Annotated in this window: 23 protein-coding genes; 9 read left to right on the plus strand and 14 right to left on the minus strand. The window is 61.7% G+C overall.

Annotation, left to right across the window (positions count from 1 at the left end):
- Nucleotides 1-30: 30 nt before the first annotated feature.
- Nucleotides 31-951, minus strand: a complete 921-nt coding sequence (locus FX984_RS18365) for a LysR substrate-binding domain-containing protein (RefSeq protein WP_027608309.1) — start codon at nucleotides 949-951, stop codon at nucleotides 31-33.
- A 152-nt stretch (nucleotides 952-1103) separates the two neighbouring features.
- On the opposite strand from FX984_RS18365, the gene FX984_RS18370 reads away from it, so the two are divergent.
- Entirely contained in the window at nucleotides 1104-2516 is a 1413-nt protein-coding gene (locus FX984_RS18370) for a NorM family multidrug efflux MATE transporter (RefSeq protein ID WP_027608308.1), read from the plus strand.
- On the opposite strand, the gene FX984_RS18375 is transcribed toward FX984_RS18370, so the two are convergent.
- Nucleotides 2513-4186 (minus strand): putative bifunctional diguanylate cyclase/phosphodiesterase, encoded by a 1674-nt coding sequence (locus FX984_RS18375; protein ID WP_027608307.1) that lies wholly within the window; start codon nucleotides 4184-4186, stop codon nucleotides 2513-2515. The two genes, FX984_RS18370 and FX984_RS18375, sit on opposite strands and share 4 nt — an antisense overlap.
- Nucleotides 4187-4440: 254 nt before the next feature.
- Here FX984_RS18375 and rep point away from each other — a divergent pair, with 254 nt between their 5' ends.
- Both rep and FX984_RS18385 read left to right on the plus strand, forming a co-directional pair.
- Complete coding sequence (gene rep / locus FX984_RS18380; RefSeq protein WP_027608306.1) at nucleotides 4441-6450, plus strand: DNA helicase Rep; 2010 nt, start codon at nucleotides 4441-4443, stop codon at nucleotides 6448-6450.
- Nucleotides 6451-6508: 58 nt separating this feature from the next.
- Nucleotides 6509-7081 (plus strand): xanthine phosphoribosyltransferase, encoded by a 573-nt coding sequence (locus FX984_RS18385; RefSeq protein ID WP_025856334.1) that lies wholly within the window; start codon nucleotides 6509-6511, stop codon nucleotides 7079-7081.
- A gap of 69 nt (nucleotides 7082-7150) precedes the next feature.
- Here FX984_RS18385 and FX984_RS18390 read toward each other — a convergent pair whose 3' ends face one another.
- From FX984_RS18390 to dadA, 6 genes are all read right to left on the minus strand, one after another.
- Nucleotides 7151-9073, minus strand: coding sequence for an acetyl-CoA hydrolase/transferase C-terminal domain-containing protein (locus FX984_RS18390; protein WP_092488220.1), 1923 nt, complete (start codon nucleotides 9071-9073; stop codon nucleotides 7151-7153).
- 136 nt (nucleotides 9074-9209) lie between these two features.
- A complete protein-coding gene (locus FX984_RS18395; protein WP_043293857.1) occupies nucleotides 9210-9620 on the minus strand; it encodes a c-type cytochrome in 411 nt (136 codons plus the stop codon).
- Nucleotides 9621-9801: 181 nt separating this feature from the next.
- Nucleotides 9802-10350 carry a cupin domain-containing protein gene (locus tag FX984_RS18400; protein ID WP_003176893.1) on the minus strand — a complete coding sequence of 183 codons (549 nt, stop codon included), beginning with the start codon at nucleotides 10348-10350 and terminating at the stop codon, nucleotides 9802-9804.
- A gap of 116 nt (nucleotides 10351-10466) precedes the next feature.
- Nucleotides 10467-11540, minus strand: a complete 1074-nt coding sequence (gene alr / locus FX984_RS18405; RefSeq protein ID WP_065926701.1) for an alanine racemase — start codon at nucleotides 11538-11540, stop codon at nucleotides 10467-10469.
- A gap of 79 nt (nucleotides 11541-11619) precedes the next feature.
- A complete protein-coding gene (locus FX984_RS18410; protein WP_027608302.1) occupies nucleotides 11620-11973 on the minus strand; it encodes a RidA family protein in 354 nt (117 codons plus the stop codon).
- Nucleotides 11945-13246 (minus strand): D-amino acid dehydrogenase, encoded by a 1302-nt coding sequence (gene dadA / locus FX984_RS18415; protein ID WP_027608301.1) that lies wholly within the window; start codon nucleotides 13244-13246, stop codon nucleotides 11945-11947. Before dadA ends, FX984_RS18410 begins: the two co-directional genes overlap by 29 nt.
- A gap of 156 nt (nucleotides 13247-13402) precedes the next feature.
- Between dadA and FX984_RS18420 the strand changes: the two genes are divergently transcribed.
- Nucleotides 13403-13891: an Lrp/AsnC ligand binding domain-containing protein gene (locus FX984_RS18420; protein ID WP_003176896.1), complete on the plus strand. Its 489-nt coding sequence runs from the start codon at nucleotides 13403-13405 to the stop codon at nucleotides 13889-13891.
- Here FX984_RS18420 and FX984_RS18425 read toward each other — a convergent pair.
- Complete coding sequence (locus FX984_RS18425) at nucleotides 13888-14241, minus strand: YkgJ family cysteine cluster protein (protein WP_098480721.1); 354 nt, start codon at nucleotides 14239-14241, stop codon at nucleotides 13888-13890. The two genes, FX984_RS18420 and FX984_RS18425, sit on opposite strands and share 4 nt — an antisense overlap.
- Nucleotides 14242-14356: 115 nt before the next feature.
- Between FX984_RS18425 and FX984_RS18430 the strand changes: the two genes are divergently transcribed.
- Nucleotides 14357-15649, plus strand: a complete 1293-nt coding sequence (locus tag FX984_RS18430; RefSeq protein ID WP_146476968.1) for an NAD(P)/FAD-dependent oxidoreductase — start codon at nucleotides 14357-14359, stop codon at nucleotides 15647-15649.
- On the opposite strand, the gene FX984_RS18435 is transcribed toward FX984_RS18430, so the two are convergent.
- Nucleotides 15650-15874, minus strand: coding sequence for a DUF1127 domain-containing protein (locus FX984_RS18435; RefSeq protein WP_146477008.1), 225 nt, complete (start codon nucleotides 15872-15874; stop codon nucleotides 15650-15652). It lies immediately after the preceding gene.
- A 165-nt stretch (nucleotides 15875-16039) separates the two neighbouring features.
- Here FX984_RS18435 and FX984_RS18440 point away from each other — a divergent pair, with 165 nt between their 5' ends.
- Nucleotides 16040-17464: an aminotransferase-like domain-containing protein gene (locus tag FX984_RS18440; RefSeq protein WP_092355848.1), complete on the plus strand. Its 1425-nt coding sequence runs from the start codon at nucleotides 16040-16042 to the stop codon at nucleotides 17462-17464.
- Nucleotides 17465-17526: 62 nt separating this feature from the next.
- Nucleotides 17527-19092, plus strand: coding sequence for a phospholipase D family protein (locus tag FX984_RS18445; protein WP_146476966.1), 1566 nt, complete (start codon nucleotides 17527-17529; stop codon nucleotides 19090-19092).
- A gap of 12 nt (nucleotides 19093-19104) precedes the next feature.
- Here FX984_RS18445 and FX984_RS18450 read toward each other — a convergent pair whose 3' ends face one another.
- Nucleotides 19105-20247 carry an MFS transporter gene (locus FX984_RS18450; RefSeq protein WP_146476964.1) on the minus strand — a complete coding sequence of 381 codons (1143 nt, stop codon included), beginning with the start codon at nucleotides 20245-20247 and terminating at the stop codon, nucleotides 19105-19107.
- A 147-nt stretch (nucleotides 20248-20394) separates the two neighbouring features.
- Nucleotides 20395-21888, minus strand: coding sequence for an aldehyde dehydrogenase (locus FX984_RS18455; protein ID WP_027608295.1), 1494 nt, complete (start codon nucleotides 21886-21888; stop codon nucleotides 20395-20397).
- Nucleotides 21889-22118: 230 nt separating this feature from the next.
- Between FX984_RS18455 and FX984_RS18460 the strand changes: the two genes are divergently transcribed.
- Nucleotides 22119-22481: a cupin domain-containing protein gene (locus tag FX984_RS18460; RefSeq protein ID WP_027608294.1), complete on the plus strand. Its 363-nt coding sequence runs from the start codon at nucleotides 22119-22121 to the stop codon at nucleotides 22479-22481.
- 69 nt (nucleotides 22482-22550) lie between these two features.
- Here the strand turns inward: FX984_RS18460 and rpmG are convergent, their stop codons facing one another.
- Nucleotides 22551-22706 (minus strand): 50S ribosomal protein L33, encoded by a 156-nt coding sequence (rpmG, locus tag FX984_RS18465; RefSeq protein WP_003176906.1) that lies wholly within the window; start codon nucleotides 22704-22706, stop codon nucleotides 22551-22553.
- 11 nt (nucleotides 22707-22717) lie between these two features.
- Nucleotides 22718-22951: a 50S ribosomal protein L28 gene (gene rpmB, locus FX984_RS18470; protein WP_003176907.1), complete on the minus strand. Its 234-nt coding sequence runs from the start codon at nucleotides 22949-22951 to the stop codon at nucleotides 22718-22720.
- A 458-nt stretch (nucleotides 22952-23409) separates the two neighbouring features.
- Here rpmB and FX984_RS18475 point away from each other — a divergent pair, with 458 nt between their 5' ends.
- A complete protein-coding gene (locus tag FX984_RS18475; RefSeq protein ID WP_092355854.1) occupies nucleotides 23410-25002 on the plus strand; it encodes an ABC transporter substrate-binding protein in 1593 nt (530 codons plus the stop codon).
- The last annotated feature ends 6 nt before the right edge of the window (nucleotides 25003-25008 follow it).

Below are 25008 nucleotides of genomic sequence, written 5' to 3' on the forward strand. Positions count from 1 at the left end.
AAACGGTTGCGAACCAACGCCGCCAAGCATTCAGTCGAGGCGTTCGACCGCAGGCAACACCATCGCCTGCACCTCGCCTTGCAGAAATTCCGCCAGCCGTCGCAAGCGCTCGCCGCCAGGGCGGGTTTTTGGCCAGACCAGGTAGTAATTTTCCCCACTGGCCACCGCCGTCGGCCACGGCAGGCTCAATCGTCCTTGGGCGACGTCCTCGGCCACCATCAGCAAATCGCCCATGGACACGCCATAGCCCCGCGCAGCGGCGATCATGCCCAGCTCCAGGGTGTCGAACACCTGCCCGCCCTTGAGCGACACCTGGGACGACAGCTGCATGCGCGCCAGCCAATTGCGCCAGTCGCGCCGGTCGGGCGTGGGGTGCAGCAATTCGGCGGTGGCCAGGCGCGCGGCGTCCCAAGGCCCATCCTCCAGCAGGTTCGGCGCACCGACAGGAATCAACAGCTCCGGAAACAGGTAACTGGCCTCCCAATCCACTGGAAAACGCCCATCGCTCAGCAGCACCGCACAGTCGAAAGGCTCCTGATTGAAGTCCACCTCGTCCACGCTCATCCAGGCGCTGGTCAGTTGCACCTCATTGCCCGGCTGCAGCGCCCGGAAGCGGCTGAGTCGCGCCAGCAGCCAGCGCATGGTCAATGTGGAGGGGGCCTTCATGCGCAGGATGTCATCTTCGGCATTCAAGGTATGGCAGGCGCGCTCCAGCGCCGCGAACCCTTCGCGCACACCGGGCAACAATAGACGCGCCGCTTCAGTGAGCTGCAAGGTGCGGCCATTGCGCTGGAACAGCCGGCAGGCGAAATGCTCTTCAAGCGTGCGGATATGTCGGCTCACCGCACTTTGGGTGATCGACAACTCCTCGGCCGCGCGGGTGAAAGAACTGTGTCGGGAGGCCGCTTCAAACGCGCGCAAGGCATAAAGAGGAGGAAGACGACGAGACATGAGGAAAGCTCCGACAGCGCAATACTGAAACCCTACCAGAATCAATCAAGCATGAGTTTTAATCATGCAAACGATCGCATTTATCCCTTTGTGCAATGGGCTGAGAGCGCCGAGAATCAACCCTTCCCCAACCCTCTGACTTTTTGAGCGTGATGATCATGCAGCATCCGGCACGTACCGAACTCTGGGCCATTCTGCGGCTGTCAGGGCCGTTGATTGCCTCACAGTTGGCGCACATGCTGATGGTGTTGACCGACACCCTGATGATGGCGCGCCTGAGCCCCGAAGCCCTGGCCGGTGGCGGCCTGGGTGCCGCAAGCTATTCGTTCGTCGCGATTTTCTGCATCGGCGTGATTGCCGCCGTGGGCACCTTGGTTGCGATCCGCCACGGCGCGGGCGATATCGAAGGCGCCACCCGCCTGACCCAGGCCGGGCTGTGGCTGGCCTGGCTGATGGCCCTGGCGGCGGCCCTGCTGCTGTGGAACCTCAAGCCGGTGCTGCTGATGTTCGGCCAGACCGAAACCAACGTGCACTCGGCCGGGCAATTTCTGACCATGCTGCCGTTTGCCCTGCCCGGCTACCTGAGCTTCATGGCCCTGCGCGGTTTTACCAGCGCCATCGGCAAAGCCACTCCGGTGATGGTGATCAGCGTCGGTGGCACGGTGGTCAACTACCTGCTCAACCACGCGCTGATCGAAGGCATGTTCGGCTTGCCCAAGCTCGGCTTGATGGGCATCGGCCTGGTCACGGCGATTGTCGCCAACAGCATGGCGCTGGCGTTGATGTGGTACATCCGCAGCAACCGGGCCTACGCCGCCTACCCGCTGAGTACCGGGCTGCTGCGCCTCAACACCCAATATCTGCGCGAGTTGTGGCGCCTGGGCCTGCCGATCGGCGGCACCTATGCGGTGGAGGTCGGGCTGTTTGCCTTTGCAGCCCTGTGCATGGGCACCATGGGCAGCACGCAGTTGGCAGCGCACCAGATCGCCCTGCAAATCGTATCGGTGGCCTTTATGGTGCCGGCGGGGATGTCCTACGCGGTGACCATGCGCATCGGCCAGCATTATGGCGCCGGGCAGTTGCTGCAGGCACGCATGGCCGGGCGTGTCGGCATAGGCTTTGGCGCGGCGATAATGCTGGGATTCGCGGCGGTGCTGTGGCTGTTTTCCGAGCCGCTCATAGGACTGCTGATCGACCACGACAACCCGGCGTTCCACGACGTGATCGTCCTGGCCGTGAGCCTGCTGGCCGTCGCCGCGTGGTTCGAGCTGTTCGACGGCGTGCAGACCATCGCCATGGGTTGCATTCGCGGGCTCAAGGACGCCAAGACCACGTTCCTGATCGGTGCGGGCTGCTACTGGTTGATTGGCGCACCCTCGGCCTGGCTGATGGCCTTCACGTTGGGCTGGGGGCCAACCGGCGTGTGGTGGGGCCTGGCACTGGGACTGGCCTGCGCCGCGATAAGCCTGACCTGGGCGTTTGAAGCGAAGATGAAGCGGATGATTCGCCGGGAAGGCCCGGCGCCCGAAGCCGACATCGGCTTTCAGGCGGTACAGGCCGACTAGAGCCCCTCGCTCACTCGGGTGTGCTTGCCGTCGCCGAAGGTCAGGTATTCCACCAGCTCCGGCAACGGCAGCGGCTTGCTGATCAGGTAACCCTGGGCCTGGTCGCAGCCGAACAGCCGCAACAGCGCCAGTTGCTCGGGGGTTTCCACACCTTCGGCCACCACTTCCAGATTGAGGTTGTGCGCCAGATTGATCATGGCGTGCACCAGCTTGCGGTTTTCCTCACGCTCTTCCATGCCGCCGACAAAGCTCTTATCGATTTTCAACAACGCAATCGGCAGGCTGTTGAGGTGCACGAACGAAGAAAAACCGGTGCCGAAGTCATCCAGGGAAAACCGCACACCCAGGCGACCAAGGGCGTCCATGGTCTGCTTGACCAGGTCACTGCGGCGCATCACCGCGGTTTCGGTCAGTTCGAACTCCAACCATTGCGCTTCCACGCCGCGCTCGCTGATCAGCCGGCTCAGTGTAGAAAGCAACTGGCTGTCCTGGAACTGGCGAAACGACAGGTTGACCGCCATGTGCAGCGGCGGCAGGCCGCGTTCACGCAGGTCTTGCATGTCACGCAGGGCTCGGGAAATCACCCAGTAACCCAACGGTACAATCAGGCCGCTCTGTTCGGCCAGGGGCACGAATTCACTCGGCGGCAACAGGCCGCGCTCGCCGTGGCGCCAGCGCACCAGGGCTTCCAGGCCGACGATATGCCCGTCGTCGAGGTCGAGGCGCGGCTGGTAGTGCAGCTCCAGCTCATCACGGCGCAAGGCACGGCGCAGCTCGCTTTCCAGGTCGGCCAGGCTGCGCGCGTTGCGGTTGATACGTTCGTTAAAGATATGAAAGGTACAGCCCTGGGTGCTCTTGGCTTGCTGCATGGCGATATGGGCATGCCACATCAGCGGGTCGGCGCCGGCACGGGCGCGGGCATGGGCCACGCCCAGGCTGCAGCCGATCAGCAGGCTTTCGCCATCCACCCAATACGGCTCGGCCATGGCTTCGGTGATGCGCTCGGCCATCCACTCCGCACGCTGGGGCGCGCGGCGCGTATCGATCAGCAGGGCGAATTCGTCGCTGCCCAGGCGCGCCAGTTGATCGCCGGCTTCCAGCTGGCTCTTGAGCCGCGAGACCACTTGCAGGATCAGGCGGTCGCCGGCCTGGTGGCCGAGGGCATCGTTGGCATGGCGGAAATTATCGAGGTCCAGGTGACCGAGGGCCAGGCCGCGACCTTCGTTCTCGGCCAACCGTGCGGCCAGCAGGGTCTGGAAGCCCTGGCGGTTGGCGATGCCGGTGAGCGGGTCCTGCTCGGCCAGGCGTTGCAGGGTGTTTTCCAGCACCCCCCGCTCCCGCACATGGCGCAGGCAACGACGCAACGTGTCGGCGTCCAGCGCATTGCGGATCAGCCAGTCACTGACGCCCAGTGGCGAAACCAGCGGCTCCTGTTCCAACAACAACACGCACGGCAAGCTGCAACGGCCAGGGCCGGGTTGCAGGCTGGGCATGGTCAACAGCACTGCGCTGTCGTCGTCATCGAACAGACGACTCACCGAGTCCCAGTTTGGCGCGCTGATCAGCACAGCCCCATCGCCCATCGGCGCCAGGCACTCGCGCAACAACGCTGCCCACTCAGGCGTATCGGCCAGCAGCAGCAAACGCAAGGGTTCGACAGGCGTAGACAAGCTAGCTCCCTAGACTCTGCAAAAATTCGTTGGCGGCGGGCATTATGACGTGCGGCCTGATAATCACCAATGATAGGGGTTATCAAATACGCAGGCTGTAAGCAATTGTCTAAAAACCCCGACATCCTGCGGCAAAGTAGCAAAACCGGCAAATTTAGATCGAGTGGTACGTCACACCGTCGATCCAGGGCAGCAGAATCTTGCCAGCCTGTTAAAATGCCCGCCCTTTTGAACAACGACTCCCTGAATTCCGTATGTCCCGACTCAATCCCCGGCAGCAAGAAGCCGTGAACTACGTCGGCGGCCCTCTATTGGTGCTCGCCGGTGCAGGTTCCGGCAAGACCAGCGTGATCACCCGCAAGATCGCGCACCTGATCCAGAACTGTGGCATCCGCGCCCAGTACATCGTCGCCATGACTTTTACCAACAAGGCCGCGCGGGAAATGAAGGAGCGTGTCGGCACCCTGCTCAAGGGTGGCGAAGGCCGTGGCCTCACGGTATGTACCTTCCACAACCTGGGCCTGAACATCATCCGCAAGGAGCATGTGCGGCTGGGCTACAAGCCGGGCTTCTCGATCTTCGACGAGACCGACGTCAAGGCCCTGATGACCGACATCATGCAGAAGGAATACGCGGGCGACGACGGCGTCGACGAGATCAAGAACATGATCGGCGCCTGGAAAAACGACCTGATCCTGCCGCCAGAAGCCCTGGAAAACGCGCGCAACCCCAAGGAACAGACCGCTGCCATTGTCTACACCCACTACCAGCGCACGCTCAAGGCGTTCAACGCGGTGGACTTCGACGACCTGATCCTGCTGCCGGTAAAGCTGTTCCAGGAACACGCCGACATCCTCGAAAAGTGGCAGAACAAGGTGCGTTACCTGCTGGTGGACGAATACCAGGACACCAACGCCAGCCAATACCTGCTGGTGAAGTTGCTGATCGGTACGCGCAACCAGTTCACCGTGGTGGGCGACGACGACCAGTCGATCTACGCCTGGCGCGGCGCCCGCCCGGAAAACCTGATGCTGCTCAAGGACGACTACCCGTCCCTGAAAGTGGTGATGCTGGAGCAGAACTACCGCTCCACCAGCCGCATCCTGCGTTGCGCCAACGTGCTGATCTCAAACAACCCCCACGAGTTTGAAAAACAACTGTGGAGTGAGATGGGCCACGGCGATGAGATCCGCGTGATCCGCTGCCGCAACGAAGACGCCGAAGCCGAGCGCGTGGCGGTGGAAATCCTCAGCCTGCACCTGCGCACCGACCGCCCCTACAGCGACTTCGCGATCCTGTATCGCGGCAACTACCAGGCCAAGCTGATCGAGCTGAAATTGCAGCACCACCAGGTCCCGTATCGGCTGTCAGGTGGCAACAGCTTTTTCGGACGCCAGGAAGTGAAGGACCTGATGGCCTACTTCCGCCTGATCGTGAACCCGGACGACGACAACGCCTTCCTGCGGGTGATCAACGTGCCGCGCCGCGAGATTGGTTCCACCACCCTGGAAAAGCTCGGCAACTACGCCACCGAACGCAAGATCTCGATGTACGCCGCCACCGACGAAATCGGCCTGGGCGAACACCTGGATACGCGTTTCACCGATCGCCTGTCACGCTTCAAGCGCTTCATGGACAAGGTACGTGAACAGTGCGCCGGCGAAGACCCGATCAGCGCCCTGCGCAGCATGGTCATGGACATCGACTATGAAAACTGGCTGCGCACCAACAGTTCCAGCGACAAGGCCGCGGATTACCGCATGGGTAACGTCTGGTTCCTGATCGAAGCGTTGAAGAACACCCTGGAAAAAGACGAAGACGGCGAAATGACCGTCGAAGACGCCATCGGCAAGCTGGTGCTGCGCGACATGCTCGAGCGCCAGCAGGAAGAGGAAGACGGCGCCGAAGGTGTACAGATGATGACCTTGCATGCGTCCAAGGGCCTGGAATTTCCCTACGTGTTCATCATGGGCATGGAAGAGGAAATCCTCCCGCACCGCTCCAGCATCGAGGCCGACACCATTGAGGAAGAACGGCGCCTGGCCTACGTGGGCATTACCCGCGCACGTCAGACACTGGCCTTCACCTTTGCCGCCAAGCGCAAGCAATACGGCGAAATCATCGATTGTGCCCCCAGCCGTTTCCTGGACGAGCTGCCGCCGGATGACCTGGCCTGGGAAGGCAATGACGACACCCCGACCGAGGTGAAGGCCGTTCGCGGCAACACCGCCCTGGCGGATATACGCGCGATGTTAAAGCGCTAGAATCGACTACTTTTTAATCTACTTTCGGCGCACAACCCGCCATTAGAGGAAGCTTTCCGTGGAAGCACTGCACAAGAAAATTCGCGAAGAAGGCATCGTGCTTTCCGATCAGGTACTCAAGGTCGACGCCTTTCTGAATCACCAGATCGACCCGGCCCTGATGAAACTGATCGGCGACGAATTCGCCGCGCTGTTCAAGGATTCGGGCATCACCAAGATCGTCACCATTGAAGCGTCGGGCATCGCACCGGCGATCATGACGGGCCTGAACCTGGGCGTGCCGGTAATTTTCGCCCGCAAGCAGCAGTCCCTGACCCTGACCGAAAACCTGCTGTCGGCGACGGTGTATTCCTTCACCAAGAAAGTCGAAAGCACCGTGGCGATCTCGCCGCGTCACCTGACCAGCAGCGACCGCGTACTGGTGATCGATGACTTCCTGGCCAACGGCAAGGCATCCCAGGCGCTGATTTCGATCATCAAGCAGGCCGGTGCGACCGTTGCCGGCTTGGGGATTGTGATCGAGAAGTCGTTCCAGGGTGGTCGTGCGGAGTTGGATGCGCAGGGTTATCGGGTCGAGTCGCTGGCGCGGGTGAAGTCGCTGGAAGGTGGCGTGGTTACCTTCATCGAGTAATCGTTGCCTGCACGCGGTTAAACATGTGGGAGAGGGCTTGCCCCTCCCACATGTTGACCTGTGTTGATTTTAGTGTGCGGTTGCTTGTAAGCCAGCGAGCAATAGGCGCTGATAGAGATCCTCCTTCAAACCCTCCGGCGAATCCAACCCCATCCGCTTCAGATGCTCGGGAAACGCCTGGGGCTCCGGTGCATCCAGCGCTGCCTTGCCCAGCTCCAGAATCTCCGTCAGCTTGAATTTGCTCTTGAGCCAGTTCAAGGCGCGCAACAGGTCCCGCTCTTCGTCAGTGAAGTCGCTGCCCAGCGGATATTCCGGGAACAAACGCCGATGCCGCGCCTGGATACCCTGGAGCCGCTCCGGCGTGTTGTCGCCAAAGCGCGGATCCAGCTGGAAATCCTTGGGCAACTTGCCGGCCTTTTGCGCCTGTTCGATCAAGTCGGCCTGGAAGCGTGAGTCGGTGATGTTGAGCAACGCCTCGATCACCTTGGCATCCGTCTGCCCACGCAGGTCGGCAATACCGTACTCCGTGATGACGATGTCCCTCAGGTGGCGGGGAATGGTGCAATGCCCATACTCCCAGACGATATTGGAACTGACCTCACCCGCCGACTCACGCCAACTGCGCAGGATCAGGATTGAGCGCGCGCCCTCCAGCGCATGCCCCTGAGCCACAAAGTTGTATTGCCCGCCTACGCCGCTGAGCACGCGACCATCCTCCAACTGGTCGGCCACGCCTGCGCCCAGCAACGTCACCGTGATCGCGCTGTTGATAAACCGTGCATCCTGGCGCTGCAGGCGCTTGAGTTCTTCCTGGCCGTACAGCTCGTTGATGTAACTGATGCGGGTCATGTTGAATTCCAGGCGCTTGGCGTGGGTCATCTCCTGCAAACGCTGGTAAAAACTGCGCGGCCCGAGGAAGAACCCGCCATGGATCGAAACGCCATCGGGTTGTGCCGCATCATCCAGCAAACCGGCGTTGGCTTGTTCCTGGGTGGCCACATCCGGGTAGACCTTGCGCCGGATAATCCCCGCATCCGCCAGCACCAGCAGGCCGTTGACGAACATTTCGCTGCAACCGTAGAGGCCACGGGCGAAGGGCTCGACACCGCCTTCACGGCTGATCAGCGGGGCCCACTGGTATACATCGATGTCCGTCAGCAGCAGTCGATAGGCTTCGTTGTCCGCTTGGCGCGCCAGCAACGCGGCGGTCAGCGCATCCCCCATGGAACCGATGCCGATCTGCAAGGTGCCGCCGTCGCGCACCAGGGTGCTGGCATGCAAGCCGATGAAATGGTCCTGGAACCCCACCGGCATGTTCGGTGTGGAGAACAGTGTGGTGCTGTCCTTTGCATCGATCAGGTAGTCGAACGCGTCCATGCCCAACTCCGAGTCGCCCGGCATGTAGGGCAACTCGGTGTGAACCTGGCCAACAATCAAAACGGTTTCGCCCGCTTCACGGCGCTTGGCGATCATGGGCAGCAGGTCGAGGGTGATGTCGGGGTTGCAGCTCAGGCTCAGGCGATCCGGGTGTTCGGCGCTGCTCGCGACCAACTGCGCCACCAGGTTCAGGCCGGCGGCGTTGATGTCGCGGGCGGCGTGGCTGTAGTTGCTGCTGACGTAGTCCTGCTGGGCCGACGTGCTGTGGAGCAGACTACCGGGCTGCATGAAGAACTGCTGCACATGGATATTCTTCGGCAGGCTGTCTGAGTGCAGCGCGGCGAGAAACTCCAACTCTGGGTAATCACCAAACACCCGCTCGATAAAGGGTTCGAGGAAACGCTTCTGCAAGCCATCGCCCAAGGTGGGGCGGCCCAGGCTCAGCGCGGTGTAGATCGTCAGCGCCCGCTCCGGCAGCTTGGCGATACGCCGGTACAGTGCATTGGCAAACAGGTTGGGCTTGCCCAGCCCCAGGGGCATGCCCATGTGGATATGCGCCGGTAGCCGCGCGAGTACATCGTCAACTGCTTGCTCGATTGAACACAACTGCACCATCCGACCCTCCTGAACATTCCATGATTAGGGGTTGGACAGAGAATGGCGGGTCTTTGCTGCAAAGAACAGCCTCGAAACACACATCACACCCACAAAAAAGCCGCTCGTAAGCGGCATTTTTGACGAAGATCGACGGTTACAGACCGGACATCTTCTTGATCGCGCCCTTCAGGTCATCATCCGAGCAATCCGCACAGGTGCCTTTTGGCGGCATGGCGTTGATACCGGTGATGGCCTTGGCCAGGATGCCATCAAGGCCGCCCTGGTGGTCGGCGCGTTCTTTCCAGGCGGCGGTGTCGCCGATTTTCGGCGCGCCCAGCAGCCCGGTACCGTGGCATGCGTTGCAGTGCTTGGCGATGATGTCGTCGGGCGTCTTCGCAGCGCCCCCGCCCGCAGCTACCGCCACTTCCATGCCCTTGCACTCCTGGCCCTGGACGCACACCTGGCCAACCGGCTCCAGGCGCTTGGCAATGTCATCGTTGGTCGCAGCTTGAGCGCTGACAGCCCATAGGGCCAGTACGGTTGCTGGTGCAGCCAGCATTTTCATAATTAGATTCACGCGTTCACCCTCAATGGTGGCTATTCACGCCTGCGGCCACGGTTTCGCAGGCGGCGAAAGTATAACGGTTAGCCCGTCCGGCCGAAACAACCCTATTAAATAAAGGGAGATTCAGTCTCGCGGAATGCTGCTCGGGAGCCTCTGCAACGCTGGCAGGACGCCTCTTTTGTTAGAAGTTCGCGGGTGTGGCTGCGCTGATTAGTCGCGCCGGCACATCGAACGGATTACGGAAACGATGGGGCTTGGTGCTTTCAAAGTAGTAGCTATCGCCGGCTTCGAGCACAAAAGTTTCAAGACCGACCACCAACTCCAAACGGCCTTCCACCAGAATCCCGGTTTCCTCGCCCTCGTGGGTGAGCATTTCTTCGCCTGTATCGGCGCCAGGCGGGTAGATTTCATTGAGGAACGCAATTGCCCGGCTCGGGTGCGCACGGCCCACCAGCTTCATGGTGACGGCGCCATCAGAGATGTCGATCAGCTCATTGGCTTTATAGACGATCTGCGTCGGTATTTCCTGGAGGATCTCCTCGGAAAAGAACTCGACCATGGACATGGGGATGCCGCCCAGCACCTTGCGCAAGGAACTGATCGAGGGGCTGACGCTGTTTTTTTCGATCATCGAAATGGTGCTGTTGGTGACACCCGCGCGCTTGGCGAGCTCACGCTGGGAAAGACCCTTCAGCTTACGGATGGATTGCAGTCGTTCGCCGACGTCCAATGCGGGAGCCTCCTAGGATTCAGGCGTTGTTGTAATTGAGCGTTATCATGGCGACAGCGTTCAGTATTTACAACACTTGGGCCTAAATCCCAGGGAGTTGTGTTCGTCCCTGACGGTCAAGCGCCGGAATAGAGCCTTGGCACACGACGCAGGTTGCAGAATATCTGGTACGGGATGGTCTCGGCGGCGGCGGCGACGTCACTGGCGAGGATATTTTTGCCCCACAACTCCACCGTGGAACCAAGCCCCGCCTCCGGGACGTCCGTCAGGTCGATGCACAGCATGTCCATGGACACGCGCCCCAGCAATTGGCTGCGCTGCCCCGCCACCAGCACCGGCGTGCCGGTGGGCGCATGGCGCGGGTAGCCGTCGGCATAGCCCATGGCAACCACGCCGATACGCATCGGTTTGGGCGTGATGAACCGGGCGCCGTAGCCTACCGGCTCGCCGGCTGGCAGTTCACGCACACAGATCACTTTCGATTCCAGGGTCATCACCGGCTGCAAACGCGCGGCCAAGGCCTGGTCCTCACCAAACGGTGTGGCGCCATACAGCATGATGCCCGGGCGTACCCAGTCGCTGGATACGCTCGGCCAGCCCAGCACCGACGGCGAGTTGCGCAGGCTGACCTCAGCCACCAGGCCCTGGCGCGCCGCATCGAACACCGCCACTTGCTCGTTGCTGCTGACGCAATCGAGTTCATCGGCGCGGGCAAAATGGCTCATCAACACAATCTTCGCGACTTTGCCGCTGGCCAGCAGGCGCTGGTAAGCCTCGTGGTAATCCTTGGGGTGCAGGCCAACGCGGTGCATCCCCGAATCGAGCTTGAGCCAGATGGTCAGCGGCGCGCTCAACCGGGCCTGTTCGATGGCCTCCAGTTGCCACAGCGAATGCACCACGCACCAGAAATCATGCTCGACGATCAGCGGCAACTCGTCGGCTTCGAAAAAACCTTCGAGCAGCAGCACTGGCGCGCGAATACCCGCGGCGCGCAGCTCCAGCGCCTCCTCGATGCACGCCACGGCAAACCCGTCGGCCTCGGCTTCCAGCGCCTGGGCAACGCGTACGGCACCATGGCCGTAGGCGTCGGCCTTGACTACGGCGAGGGCCTTGGCCCCCGTGACTTCACGGGCCAATTGGTAGTTGTGGCGCAGGGCTTGGAGGTCGATCAGGGCACGGGCAGGACGCATGGCGGCAGGCTTCTAGGCGGCAAAGTGAAGAAAAACCGGCGCCGACCAACAGCGTCAGCACCGGGAGAGGGATCGTTGTTTAAGGCAGCGCGGCCACAACGGACAGCTCTACCAGGATTTCCGGTTCGCACAGCTTGGCCTCAACCGTGGCGCGGGCCGGGGCGACGCCTTTGGGCAGCCACTTGTCCCACACCGCGTTCATGCCGGCGAAATCGGCGTCGATGTCTTTCAGGTAGATCGTCACCGACAACAGCTTGGTTTTGTCGGTGCCGGCCAAGTCCAGCAAACGCTCGATATTGGCCAGGGTTTCACGGGTCTGCTGTTCAATCCCGGCGCTCATGTCGTCACCGACTTGCCCGGCCAGATACACGGTACCGCTGTGAACGACGACCTGGCTCATGCGCTCATTGGTGAGCTGGCGCTGGATTGACATGTTTTGCGGACTCCTGGTGGTTGCCATAACGGGAAATATCGAGACCTTCGGCGCTGATCTGCGGCGTTTTCTTCGCCATCAGGTCGGCCAACAGGCGACCGGAGCCGCACGCCATGGTCCAACCGAGGGTGCCATGGCCGGTGTTGAGGAACAGGTTCTTGAACGGCGTGGCACCGACAATCGGCGTGCCGTCGGGTGTGGTCGGGCGCAGGCCGGTCCAGAACGTGGCTTCGGCCAGATCGCCGCCTTGAGGATAAAGGTCGTTGACGATCATCTCCAGGGTTTCACGCCGACGCGGGTTAAGCGACAGGTCAAAACCGGCTATTTCAGCCATGCCGCCGACGCGGATGCGGTTGTCGAAACGGGTGATGGCGACCTTGTAGGTCTCGTCGAGAATGGTCGACGTCGGCGCCATCGCCGAGTTGGTAATCGGCACCGTCAGCGAGTAGCCCTTGAGCGGGTACACCGGCGCCTTGATCCCCAGCGGCTTGAGCAGCTTCGGCGAGTAGCTGCCGAGGGCCAGCACGTAGCGGTCGGCGGTCTCCAGCTTGCCGTCGATCCATACGCCGTTGATGCGGTCGCCGGCGTAGTCGAGGCGCTGGATGTCCTGTTCGAAGCGAAAATCCACACCCAACTGCTTGCACATGTCGGCCAGGCGGGTAGTGAACATCTGGCAGTCGCCGGTCTGGTCGTTGGGCAGGCGCAGGGCACCGGCGAGGATATCGGTGACGCTGGCCAGGGCCGGCTCAACACGGGCGATACCGGCGCGGTCGAGCAGTTCGAACGGCACGCCGGACTCTTTCAACACGGCGATGTCCTTGGCGGCGCCATCCAACTGGGCCTGGGTACGGAACAACTGGGTAGTCCCGAGGCTGCGGCCTTCGTAGGCGATGCCGGTTTCAGCACGCAGCTCATCAAGGCAGTCACGGCTGTACTCGGACAGGCGCACCATGCGCTCCTTGTTCACCGCATAACGGCTGGCGGTGCAGTTGCGCAGCATCTGCGCCATCCACAGGTATTGGTCAATATCCGCCGTGGCCTTGATCGCCAACGGCGCGTGGCGTTGCAGCAACCACTTGATGGCCTTGAGCGGCACGCCCGGCGCGGCCCATGGCGAAGCGTAGCCTGGGGACACCTGGCCGGCGTTGGCGAAACTGGTTTCCATGGCAGCAGCGGGCTGACGGTCGACCACAACCACTTCAAAGCCGGCCCGCGCCAAATAGTAGGCACTGGTCACCCCAATGACACCGCTACCCAAGACCAGAACGCGCATTTTTATACCCTCATCGCGGGCTTGGCCGCTGACGTGTGTTATTCAAGCAATGATGGGCGCAGTATAAAAAGCAATCGCCAGTGCATTTCACTATATAAATGCCTATATTTGGCGACAATTCTCGGCAAAAACCCTTTTTACAGAGGCGTATCCCCTATGCGTACCAACACCCAGACCAAGAGGGAGCTGGACAAGATCGACCGCAACATCCTGCGCATCCTGCAAACCGATGGGCGAATTTCGTTCACCGAGCTGGGGGAAAAGGTCGGGCTCTCCACCACGCCGTGTACAGAGCGGGTGCGACGGCTGGAGCGCGAGGGGATCATCATGGGTTACAACGCGCGGCTCAATCCCCAGCATTTGAAGGGAAGTTTGCTGGTATTTGTCGAGATCAGCCTCGATTACAAATCCGGCGACACCTTTGAGGAGTTCCGCCGCGCCGTGCTGAAACTGCCCCATGTGCTGGAATGCCACCTGGTCTCGGGGGACTTCGACTATCTGGTGAAAGCGCGGATTTCCGAGATGGCCTCGTACCGCAAATTGCTCGGCGACATCCTGCTCAAGTTGCCCCATGTGCGGGAATCGAAGAGCTATATCGTGATGGAAGAGGTCAAGGAGAGCCTCAACCTGCCTATTCCCGATTAAACCAGCACCTGCCGAGTGCTCGCCATGTATTCATGGACCTGCTTTTCCACCCGTGGATGAATCAGCTCTACGGGCCCCCGCCCATTGGGGCATGGCAAGGTCTTCGTGGTGCCGAACAGCCGACAGATCAGCGGCCGTTCGTCATACACGGTGCAGCCGTTGGGCCCCAGGTGCACACAGTTCAGCTCGTCCATCGCCGCGTCCTGCTCGGCAGCGGTCTTGCGTGGCAGGCGCGACATTTCCTCGGGCGAAGTGGTGACCGGCCCACAGCAGTCGTGGCAGCCGGGGACGCACTCGAACGAAGGAATCTGACGGCGAAGCGCACTGATTTTCTGACTGTTGCAACTCATCGAAACAGGTACCGAACGGCGAATAGAGGTGGATTCTGAAGCAAAACGCCCTGCGCAGACAGCTTCGTCCGACCGCTGTATCCTGCGTCAAATTTTCCAAACAGGGATGCTCCCCATGACTGCCAGCGCCCGGCACACCGCTTCCTACTACGCCGCCAGCAGCGTGCCGCAACCCGATTACCCGGCGTTGACGGGCGAAGTAGGCGCGGACGTGTGCGTGATCGGCGGCGGTTTCTCCGGCCTCAATACGGCCCTGGAGCTGGCTGAGCACGGCTTCAGCGTGGTGCTGCTGGAGGCGCGCAAGATCGCCTGGGGCGCCAGCGGGCGCAATGGCGGCCAGTTGATTCGCGGCGTCGGTCATGGCCTGGAGCAGTTCACCAACGTGATCGGCACCGATGGCGTGCGCCAGATGAAGCTGATGGGCCTGGAAGCCGTGGAGATCGTGCGTGAACGTGTCGAACGCTACCAGATCCCCTGCGACCTGACCTGGGGCTACTGCGACCTGGCCAACAAGCCTCGCGACCTGCAAGGCCTTGCCGAAGACGCCGAAGAACTGCGCAGCCTGGGCTATCCCCACGAAGTGCGCCTGCTGCAGGCGAGCGACATGGGCAGCGTCATCGGCTCCGACCGCTATGTGGGCGGCATGATCGACATGGGTTCCGGCCACCTGCATCCATTGAACCTGGCTCTCGGCGAAGCCGCCGCCGCGCAGCAATGGGGTGTGCAGTTGTTCGAACAGTCGGAAGTCACGCGCATCGACTACGGCCCCGAGGTCAAGGTGCACACCGCCCACGGCACTGTGCGCGCCAAGACCCTGGTCCTGGCTTGCAATGCCTACCTCAATGGACTGAATCCGCAGTTGAGCGGCAAGGTGCTGCCCGCCGGCAGCTACATCATCGCCACCGAACCGTTGAGCCAGGCCCAAGCCGCCAACCTGCTACCGCAGAACATGGCCGTGTGTGACCAGCGCGTGACGGTGGATTACTTCCGGCTGTCCGCCGACCGTCGCCTGTTATTCGGCGGCGCCTGCCACTACTCCGGACGCGACCCCAAGGACATCGGCGCCTACATGCGGCCAAAGATGCTGCAGGTGTTCCCACAGCTGGCCGACGTGAAGATCGATTACCAATGGGGCGGCATGATCGGCATCGGCGCCAACCGCCTGCCGCAGATCGGCCGCCTGGCGGACCAGCCCAACGTGTATTACGCCCAGGCCTACGCAGGCCACGGCCTCAACGCCACGCACCTGGCGGGCAAGCTGCTGGCCGAAGCCATCAGTGGCCAGCAGCAGGGACGTTTCGACCTGTTCGCCCAGGTGCCGCATATCACCTTCCCCGGCGGCCAGCACCTGCGCTCGCCGCTGCTGGCCTTGGGAATGCTCTGGCACCGCCTCAAAGAGCTGGTCTGATCAATCGCGCCAGAAGGGTTTCAGGCCTTCCTGGCGGGCTTGCTCCGAGGTCAATCCAACATCGCGCAATTGCTCGCGAGTCAAGTGCAGCAAGGCCTTGCGCGTATGGCGGCGGTGCCAGAACAGGCTCCAGCGGCTGATCTCGCGCGGCGACGTCGCCCGCTCTTGCCCAGCCTGCAATTCCTGACTGTGTAACGTCAGCCACACATCGCTCATGCCGTTCATTTTGCTGCCCCTCATTTGCCTGTTGCCATGAGTGGCTAGAATGAGCGAGCAGGCAAAACCATTACAGATTCAACTCACCTTTATTAAATCCATACAGATACTGCCCCTGTGCGGCTGAATCCTGTATTTTCCCTCTATCTGTACTGGTCACCTGGAGCGACCGCCATGACGCTTTACGTCAACCTCGCCGAATTGCTGGGCACGCGTATCGAACAGGGGTTCTATCGCCCTGGCGATCGACTGCCGTCCGTACGCGCCTTGAGCGTGGAGCACGGGGTCAGCCTGAGCACCGTGCAGCAGGCGTATCGACTGCTGGAAGACAATGGCCTGGCGATGCCCAAGCCCAAGTCCGGCTACTTTGTACCGGTAGGTCGGGAGTTGCCGGCACTGCCGGAGGTCGGCCGCCCGGCTCAGCGCCCGGTGGAAATATCGCAGTGGGACCAGGTACTGGAATTGATTCGCGCAGTCCCGCGCAAAGACGTCATACAGATGGGTCGCGGCATGCCGGATGTATTGTCGCCCACCCTCAAGCCCCTGCTGCGCAGCCTGGCGCGTGTCAGCCGGCGCCAGGATTTGCCGGGGCTGTATTACGACAATATCCTCGGCTGTATGGAACTGCGCGAGCAAATCGCCCGGCTGTCATTGGATTCCGGCTGCCAACTGACGGCCGAGGACATCGTGATTACCACCGGCTGCCATGAGGCGCTGTCCGCCAGCATCCACGCCATCTGCGAACCGGGCGATATCGTCGCGGTGGACTCGCCCAGTTTCCACGGGGCCATGCAGACCCTCAAGGGTTTGGGCATGAAAGCCCTGGAAATCCCCACCGACCCGATCACCGGCATCAGCCTCGAAGCCCTGGAACTGGCGCTGGAACAGTGGCCGATCAAGGTCATCCAGCTGACCCCCAACTGCAATAACCCCCTGGGCTACATCATGCCGGAAGCGCGCAAACGCGCATTGCTGACCCTGGCCCAGCGCTTTGACGTGGCGATCATCGAAGACGATGTGTATGGCGAACTGGCCTACAGCTACCCACGCCCGCGTACCATCAAATCCTTCGACGAAGACGGTCGTGTGCTGCTGTGCAGTTCGTTCTCCAAGACCCTGGCGCCAGGCCTGCGCATTGGCTGGGTGGCTCCGGGCCGGTACCTGGAGCGGGTACTGCACATGAAGTACATCAGCACCGGCTCCACCGCCACCCAGCCGCAGATTGCAATTGCCGAGTTTCTCAAAGGGGGGCATTTCGAACCGCATTTGCGACGAATGCGCACGCAATACCAGCGTAATCGCGACCTGATGCTCGACTGGGTCAGCCGCTACTTCCCGGCCGGCACCCGCGCCAGCCGCCCCCAAGGCAGTTTCATGCTGTGGGTAGAGCTGCCGGAAGGTTTCGACACCCTCAAGCTCAACCGCGCGCTGGTGGAACAAGGCGTACAGGTGGCTGTGGGAAGCATCTTTTCCGCGTCGGGCAAGTACCGTAACTGCCTGCGCATGAACTACGCTGCCAAGCCCACCGCCCAGATTGAAGAGGCCGTGCGCAAAGTCGGCGCTGCCGCGATGAAGATGCTGGCCGAAACGGTGGACTGACCTTTCGCGAGAAATCGCCGTCATATGTCGACAACCGCCCTGACCTGGACACGACTCCCTTGATGATTCGACGGCTTTTACCGTTTTTCCTGCTGGGAGCCCTGGCCCTGAGCGGCTGCGCCACGGTGAGTACCCCGCGCATACCCAGCGACGCCCTGCCGGCCGCCCAGTCGTCGTTCGGCCGCTCGATCCAGGCCCAGGCCGCGCCTTACCAGGGCCGTTCAGGTTTTCGCCTGCTGCCCAACAGCAGCGAAGCCTTCATGGCCCGCGCCGAGCTGATCCGCAATGCCCAGACCAGCCTTGACCTGCAGTACTACATCGTCCACGACGGCATCAGCACGCGCATGCTGGTGGATGAACTGCTCAAGGCCGCCGACCGTGGCGTGCGCGTGCGCATCCTGCTGGATGACACCACCAGCGACGGCCTCGACCAGATCATCGCCACCCTCGCCGCCCACCCCAAGATCGAGATTCGCCTGTTCAACCCCCTGCACCTGGGGCGCAGCACCGGTGTGACGCGCGCCATGGGCCGCCTGTTCAACCTGTCGCTGCAACACCGGCGCATGCACAACAAGCTGTGGCTGGCGGACAACAGCGTGGCCATCGTCGGTGGGCGCAACCTGGGGGATGAGTATTTCGACGCCGAGCCCAACCTGAACTTCACCGACATCGACATGCTCAGCGTGGGGCCGGTGGCCGAGCAACTCGGGCACAGTTTCGATCAGTACTGGAACAGCGCCCTGAGCAAACCCATTGATGATTTTGTCTCCAATACGCCTTCCAAAGGTGACCTGGCCGCCGCGCGCCTGGGCCTGGAGGCGTCGCTGGCCGAATCGCGCCAGCAGAAGCACGCGCTGTACGCGCGCCTGCGCACCTACCAGACCCAGCCGCGCATGGACATCTGGCGCCGCGAACTGATCTGGGCCTGGAACCAGGCGTTGTGGGACGCACCCAGCAAGGTGCTGTCCAAGGCCGACCCGGACCCGCACCTGCTGCTGACCACGCAACTGGCCCCGGAGCTGGAAGGCGTCAACCATGAACTGATGATGATCTCGGCGTACTTCGTGCCGGGACAGCCCGGGCTGGTGTACCTGACGGGGCGCGCCGACGCGGGCGTATCGGTGAGCTTGTTGACCAACTCCCTCGAAGCCACCGACGTGCCTGCCGTACATGGCGGCTATGCACCGTACCGCAAGGCGCTGCTGGAGCACGGGGTAAAACTCTACGAGCTGCGCCGCCAACCGGGTGACGGCAGCGGCAGCGGCCCGCACCTGTTTCGCCGAGGCACGTTCCGCGGCTCGGACTCGAGCCTGCACAGCAAGGCGATGATCTTTGATCGGCAAAAATCGTTTGTCGGTTCCTTCAATTTCGACCCGCGCTCCGTGCTGTGGAACACCGAGGTCGGCGTGCTGGTGGACAGTCCCGAGCTGGCGGAACACGTACGCAATCTCGCCCTGCAAGGCATGGCGCCGGCCCTGAGCTACGAGGCGAAACTGCAGGACGGCAACGTGGTATGGGTGACCGAGGACAACGGCCAACTGCACACCCTGACCCGTGAGCCGGGCAGTTGGTGGCGACGGTTCAATGCCTGGTTCGCCACCTCGGTCGGCCTGGAGCGCATGCTCTAGGAACAGCGAGGATCAAGCGGGCTGAGCAGCACCAAACGCGCCTTGGCGCAGCAACAGCACCACCAAACCCAAGGCCCCGGCCGCCATCAGCCACGGCAGCGCGTGCCCGCTGATCCATTGGCTGCCGGCGCCGGCCACCAGCGGGCCGATCAGGCAACCGATGCCCCACAACTGCGCGATGTGGGCATTGGCACGCACCAGCGCATCGTCACGATAACGCTCGCCGATCAGAATCAGCGACAACGTGAACAACCCGCCGGCACTGGCGCCGAACAGCACCCATATTGGCCAGATCAGCAGCGTGTGCATCAGCAACGGAACCGCCAGGCTCGATGCCAGCAACAGCAGTGCGCAACTCAAAAACAGCGTGCGTCGTGGCAGGTAATCCGCCAGCGCACCGATGGGCAGTTGCAGCAGCGCGTCACCGACCACCACCGTGCTGACCATCGCCAGGGCAATTTCGGCAGTGAAGCCCTGTTGCAGGCAATACACCGGCAGCAGCGTCAGGATCATCGCCTCAAACGCGGCGAACAGCGCCACCGCCCAGGCAATCGCCGGCAGGCTCAGGCAGAAGCGCCACAGGTCCGCGAAGGTCACGCTGAACGATTCGGCACTGGGCGCACCAGAGCGACCCAGCAATGCCAACGGAGCCACCACCAGCAGGCCAACGCCGACCCAGAAACCATAGTCATGGTCGGTACCGATCAGGCCCAGCAGCAACGGGCCCGAGAGCTGGCTCAAGGCATAACTGCAGCCATACAGCGCCACCAGCCGGCCACGCCACTGCTCCACCACCAACTGGTTGATCCAGCTTTCACCGAGGATAAACACGATGGTCAGGATCACCCCGATCATCAGGCGCAACGCCAGCCATATCGGGTAGCTGGGCAGAATGGCCAGCAAACCGATGGATACCGCACCCGCCCACAGGCACAGACGCATGAGATTCGCGGTGCCGAGCCAGGCGGCCAGGCGGCTGGAGACCTTGGCACCGAGCAATACGCCGAAGGCCGGCATGGCGGCCATTACGCCAATCGCGAAACTGCCGTAGCCCCAGCCCTCCAGGCGCAGGGAGACCAGCGGCATGCTGACGCCCAGGGCCAGGCCGACACTGAGCACCGAGGCCAGGACGGCGAAATAGGTCGCCCAACGCATTGCCACGCTCCTGTGGATAATCATGGGTTCACACAAAACAGTGTGGGAGGGGGCTTGCTCCCGATTGCGGTGGATCATTGAGCACTGTTAGTGCCTGACACACTGCTATCGGGGCAAGCCCCCTCCCACATTTGCCTGCGGTGTTGCTTAGAGCTTGATCCAGGTCGCCTTCAGCTCGGTGTACTTGTCGAACGCATGCAGCGACTTGTCGCGACCATTACCCGACTGCTTGAAGCCGCCAAACGGTGCGGTCATGTCGCCGCCATCGTATTGGTTGACCCACACGCTACCGGCACGCAGGGCCTTGGCGGTGAGGTGCGCCTTGGAAATATCCGATGTCCACACCGCAGCAGCGAGGCCATATTGGGTGTCGTTGGCGATCTTGATCGCTTCTTCGGCGCCGTCAAAGGTGATCACTGACAGCACTGGGCCGAAGATCTCTTCCTGGGCGATTCTCATGGCGTTGGTTACACCGTCGAAAATCGTCGGTTCGACGTAGGTGCCGCCCGTCTCTTCCAGGATGCGCTTGCCACCCGCCACCAACTTGGCGCCGTCAGTGTGGCCGGCTTCGATGTACGACAGCACGGTGTTCATCTGCTGGGTGTCCACCAGGGCACCGACGTTGGTCGCCGGGTCCAGCGGGTTGCCGGGCTTCCAGCCCTTGAGGGCCTCGATCACCAGCGGCAGGAAGGTGTCCTTGATCGAACGTTCCACCAGCAGGCGCGAACCGGCAGTGCAGACTTCACCCTGGTTGAAGGCGATGGCGCTGGCAGCGGATTCGGCGGCGGCTTGCAGGTTCGGAGCATCGGCAAAAACGATGTTCGGGCTCTTGCCGCCGGCTTCCAGCCATACACGCTTCATGTTCGATTCGCCGGAGCGGATCAACAGTTGCTTGGCGATCTTGGTCGAACCGGTGAACACCAGTGTGTCGACGTCCATGTGCAGCGCCAGCGCATTGCCGACGGTGTGGCCGTAGCCCGGCAGCACGTTGAACACGCCTTTCGGAATACCGGCTTCAACGGCCAGGGCCGCGATGCGGATGGCGGTGAGCGGGGATTTTTCGGACGGTTTGAGGATCACCGAGTTACCGGTGGACAGCGCCGGGCCGAGTTTCCAGCAGGCCATCATCAGCGGGAAGTTCCACGGCACGATGGCACCCACCACGCCGACCGGCTCGCGGGTCACCAGACCCAACTGATCGTGCGGGGTGGCTGCGACTTCGTCGTAGATCTTGTCGATTGCCTCGCCGCTCCAGCTCAGGGCATTTGCCGCGCCGGGTACGTCAATGTTCAGGGAGTCACTGATCGGCTTGCCCATGTCCAGGGTTTCGAGCAGCGCCAGTTCTTCGGCATTGGCCTTGAGCAGCGCGGCGAAACGGATCATGGTGGCTTTGCGTTTGGCCGGCGCCAGGCGCGACCAGACACCGGAATTGAAGGTGGCGCGGGCGTTTTCTACGGCGCGCTGGGCATCGGCGGCGTCACAACTGGCAACACTGGTCAGCAGGCGGCCATCGACCGGGCTGATGCATTCGAAGGTGTCGCCGGAAACAGCGGCGGTGTATTCGCCATTGATGTAGGCGCGGCCTTCGATCTTCAGATCCTTGGCGCGTTGTTCCCAGTCGGCACGGGTCAGGGTGGTCATGCGAGTGTCCTCCTCTTATTGAATACAAGGGCCAGGCGATGTCCCCCGGCAGCCTCAAAGAATGCTTGCCCGCCAGCCAGCTGTTCGGCTCAAAGGCAGCTGCCACCCTAAACCAGCGGCCAGGGATGTTTCAATATATTTGACATAACCGCGGTAAACGCCCTTGCGATGTTCATTTTAATAAACATAGACTTTGGGCTCTCCAACCGCAGGCCAGACGGGACACGCACATGAGCATCCAGGACATCGTCGATTTCAGCCAGGCCAACACCGCCCCAGACCGCTACCGCCCTGCCGCGGAAAAAATCCTCAAGGGCGATCCCGAACAAACGGTGTACAACCATTACAACAGCCCGTGCGGCCAGATGAACGCCGGGGTCTGGGAAGGAGAGGTCGGGCAGTGGCAGGTCAACTACAGCGAGCATGAGTATTGCGAGATCGTGCAGGGCGTCTCTGTATTGCGCGACGCCGAGGGCAATGCGAAGACCTTGCGTGCCGGCGACCGCTTCGTGATCCCCGCCGGCTTCAGCGGCACCTGGGAAGTGCTGGAGCCGTGCCGCAAGATCTATGTGGTGTTCGAGCAGAAGGCCTGATCAACAAACGCCAGGCAAAAAAAAGCCCGTATCGTGAGATACGGGCTTTTTCACAAGGAGGAAAATCAATTACTTGATTTTGCCTTCTTTGTAGATCACGTGCTTGCGAACGCGCGGGTCGAACATTTTCTTTTCGAGCTTGTCCGGGGTAGTACGCTTGTTCTTGTCGGTAGTGTAGAAGTGACCAGTACCGGCGCTAGAGATCATTCGAATCAATTCACGCATGATAGAGCTCCTTAGATCTTGCCAGCGGCGCGGATTTCGGCCAGCACGACAGTGATGCCACGCTTGTCGATAATACGCATGCCTTTGGCAGATACACGCAGGCGAACAAAACGTTTCTCTTCTTCAACCCAGAAGCGGTGATGCTGCAGGTTCGGCAGGAAACGACGACGGGTTTTGTTATTTGCGTGGGAAATGTTATTCCCAGTCACCGGACCCTTACCGGTAACTTGACAGACTCTCGACATGCCTCAGCCCTCTAAAACCACATGCCCAACCCGGCATGGGTTGGCCGCTTAATCTCTCAGTCATTTGGCGCCAGGCGCCGCGTTTCTTTAGGGTCTTACCGGCTACACCTACAAGCGAAGGAACCGGGCCCCTAGAAAAGAGCGCTGCTTTATACCAGAAAGACCCATGTGCAACAACAGCCCGTGTATTTTTACCGGCGTAAATCTCGGCGACAGACGCCCGAACCGTTGCCAGGAGGGGCCGCTGTAACAGCCGACCGCTCGTCGCACAGAATGATTTACAGCGCTCGCGCGCGCAGTAAAGCGCACAGCGAAACGCGCTGGGGTGCCATCAAAACAGCATTTGAGGCAAAAGCACAGGCAAAAATGGGCTAGTCATTTATCAACCAGACCACTACGGTAGGGCTTTTCCAGACTGCACTCGCAGATGGGCCTTCGATCTGCAAAGGAAACCGAACATGCGCCTCGCTGCCCTACCGCTATTGCTAGCCCCTCTATTTATCGCGCCGCTGGCCTCTGCCGCCAGCACCTTGAGCGTCTGCACCGAGGCCAGCCCCGAAGGGTTCGATGTGGTGCAATACAACTCGCTGACCACCACCAACGCCTCGGCCGATGTGCTGATGAACCGCCTGGTGGACTACGACGCGGCCAGCGGCAAACTGGTGCCCAGCCTGGCTGACAGCTGGGACGTCTCGCCGGATGGCCTGACCTATACCTTCAAGCTGCACCCGGACGTGAAATTCCATCGCACCGAGTATTTCACCCCAAGCCGCACCCTGACCGCCGAAGACGTGCGCTTCAGCTTCGAACGCATGCTCGACCCGGCCAATCCGTGGCACAAGATCGCCCAGAGCGGCTTCCCCCACGCCCAGTCCCTGCAATTGCCAACGCTGGTCAAGAAGATCGATGCCCTCGACCCGCTGACCGTGCGCTTTACCCTCGATCACGCCGACTCCACCTTCCTCGCAGCCCTGAGCATGGGCTTTGCCTCGATCTACCCGGCGGAATACGCCGACAAACTGCTCAAGGCCGGCACGCCGGAGAAGCTCAACAGCCAGCCGATCGGCACCGGGCCGTTCATCTTCAGCCGTTTCCAGAAAGATGCCGTGGTGCGCTACAAGGCCAACCCGGACTATTTCGCCGGCAAACCGGCTGTGGATAACTTGATCTTCGCAATTACTCCGGACGCCAACGTACGCCTGCAGAAACTGCACCGCAACGAATGCCAGATCGCCCTGTCGCCCAAGCCCCTGGATGTGGGCGAGGCCGAAAAGGACCCCGCACTCAAGGTAGAAAAAACCGCAGCGTTCATGACCGCGTTCGTGGCCATCAACAGCCAGCACCCGCCCCTGGACAAGCCCGAGGTGCGCCAGGCCATCAACCTGGCCTTCGACAAGGGCAGCTACCTCAAGGCGGTGTTTGAAGGCACCGCCGAAGCCGCCAACGGCCCGTACCCGCCCAATACCTGGAGCTACGCCAAAGACTTGCCGGGTTATCCACAGGACCTCGCCAAGGCCAAGGCCTTGCTGGACCGTGCCGGCCTCAAGGACGGCTTCAAGACCACCCTCTGGACGCGCCCCACCGGCAGCCTGCTGAACCCTAACCCGAACCTCGGCGCGCAACTGCTGCAGGCGGACCTGGCCAAGGTGGGCATCCAGGCCGAGATCCGCGTGATCGAATGGGGCGAGCTGATTCGCCGCGCCAAAGCGGGTGAACACGACCTGCTGTTCATGGGCTGGGCCGGTGACAACGGCGACCCGGATAACTTCCTGACCCCACAGTTTTCCTGCGCGGCGGTTAAATCCGGCACCAACTTCGCCCGCTACTGTGATCCGGCGCTGGACAAGCTGATCAGCGCCGGCAAGACCACCAGCGAACAAGGTGTACGCAGCAAGCTGTACCAGCAGGCCCAGGCGCAGATCCAGCAACAGGCGCTGTGGTTGCCGCTGGCGCACCCGACGGCGTTCGCCCTGGCGCGCAAGAACGTCGAGGGCTACCAGGTGAGCCCCTTCGGGCGCCAGGATTTCTCGAAGGTCAGCGTCAAGCCCTGAGAACCA

The sequence above is a fragment of the Pseudomonas marginalis genome, assembly GCF_008692035.1.
In the GTDB taxonomy this organism is placed as follows: Bacteria; Pseudomonadota; Gammaproteobacteria; order Pseudomonadales; family Pseudomonadaceae; genus Aquipseudomonas; species Aquipseudomonas marginalis.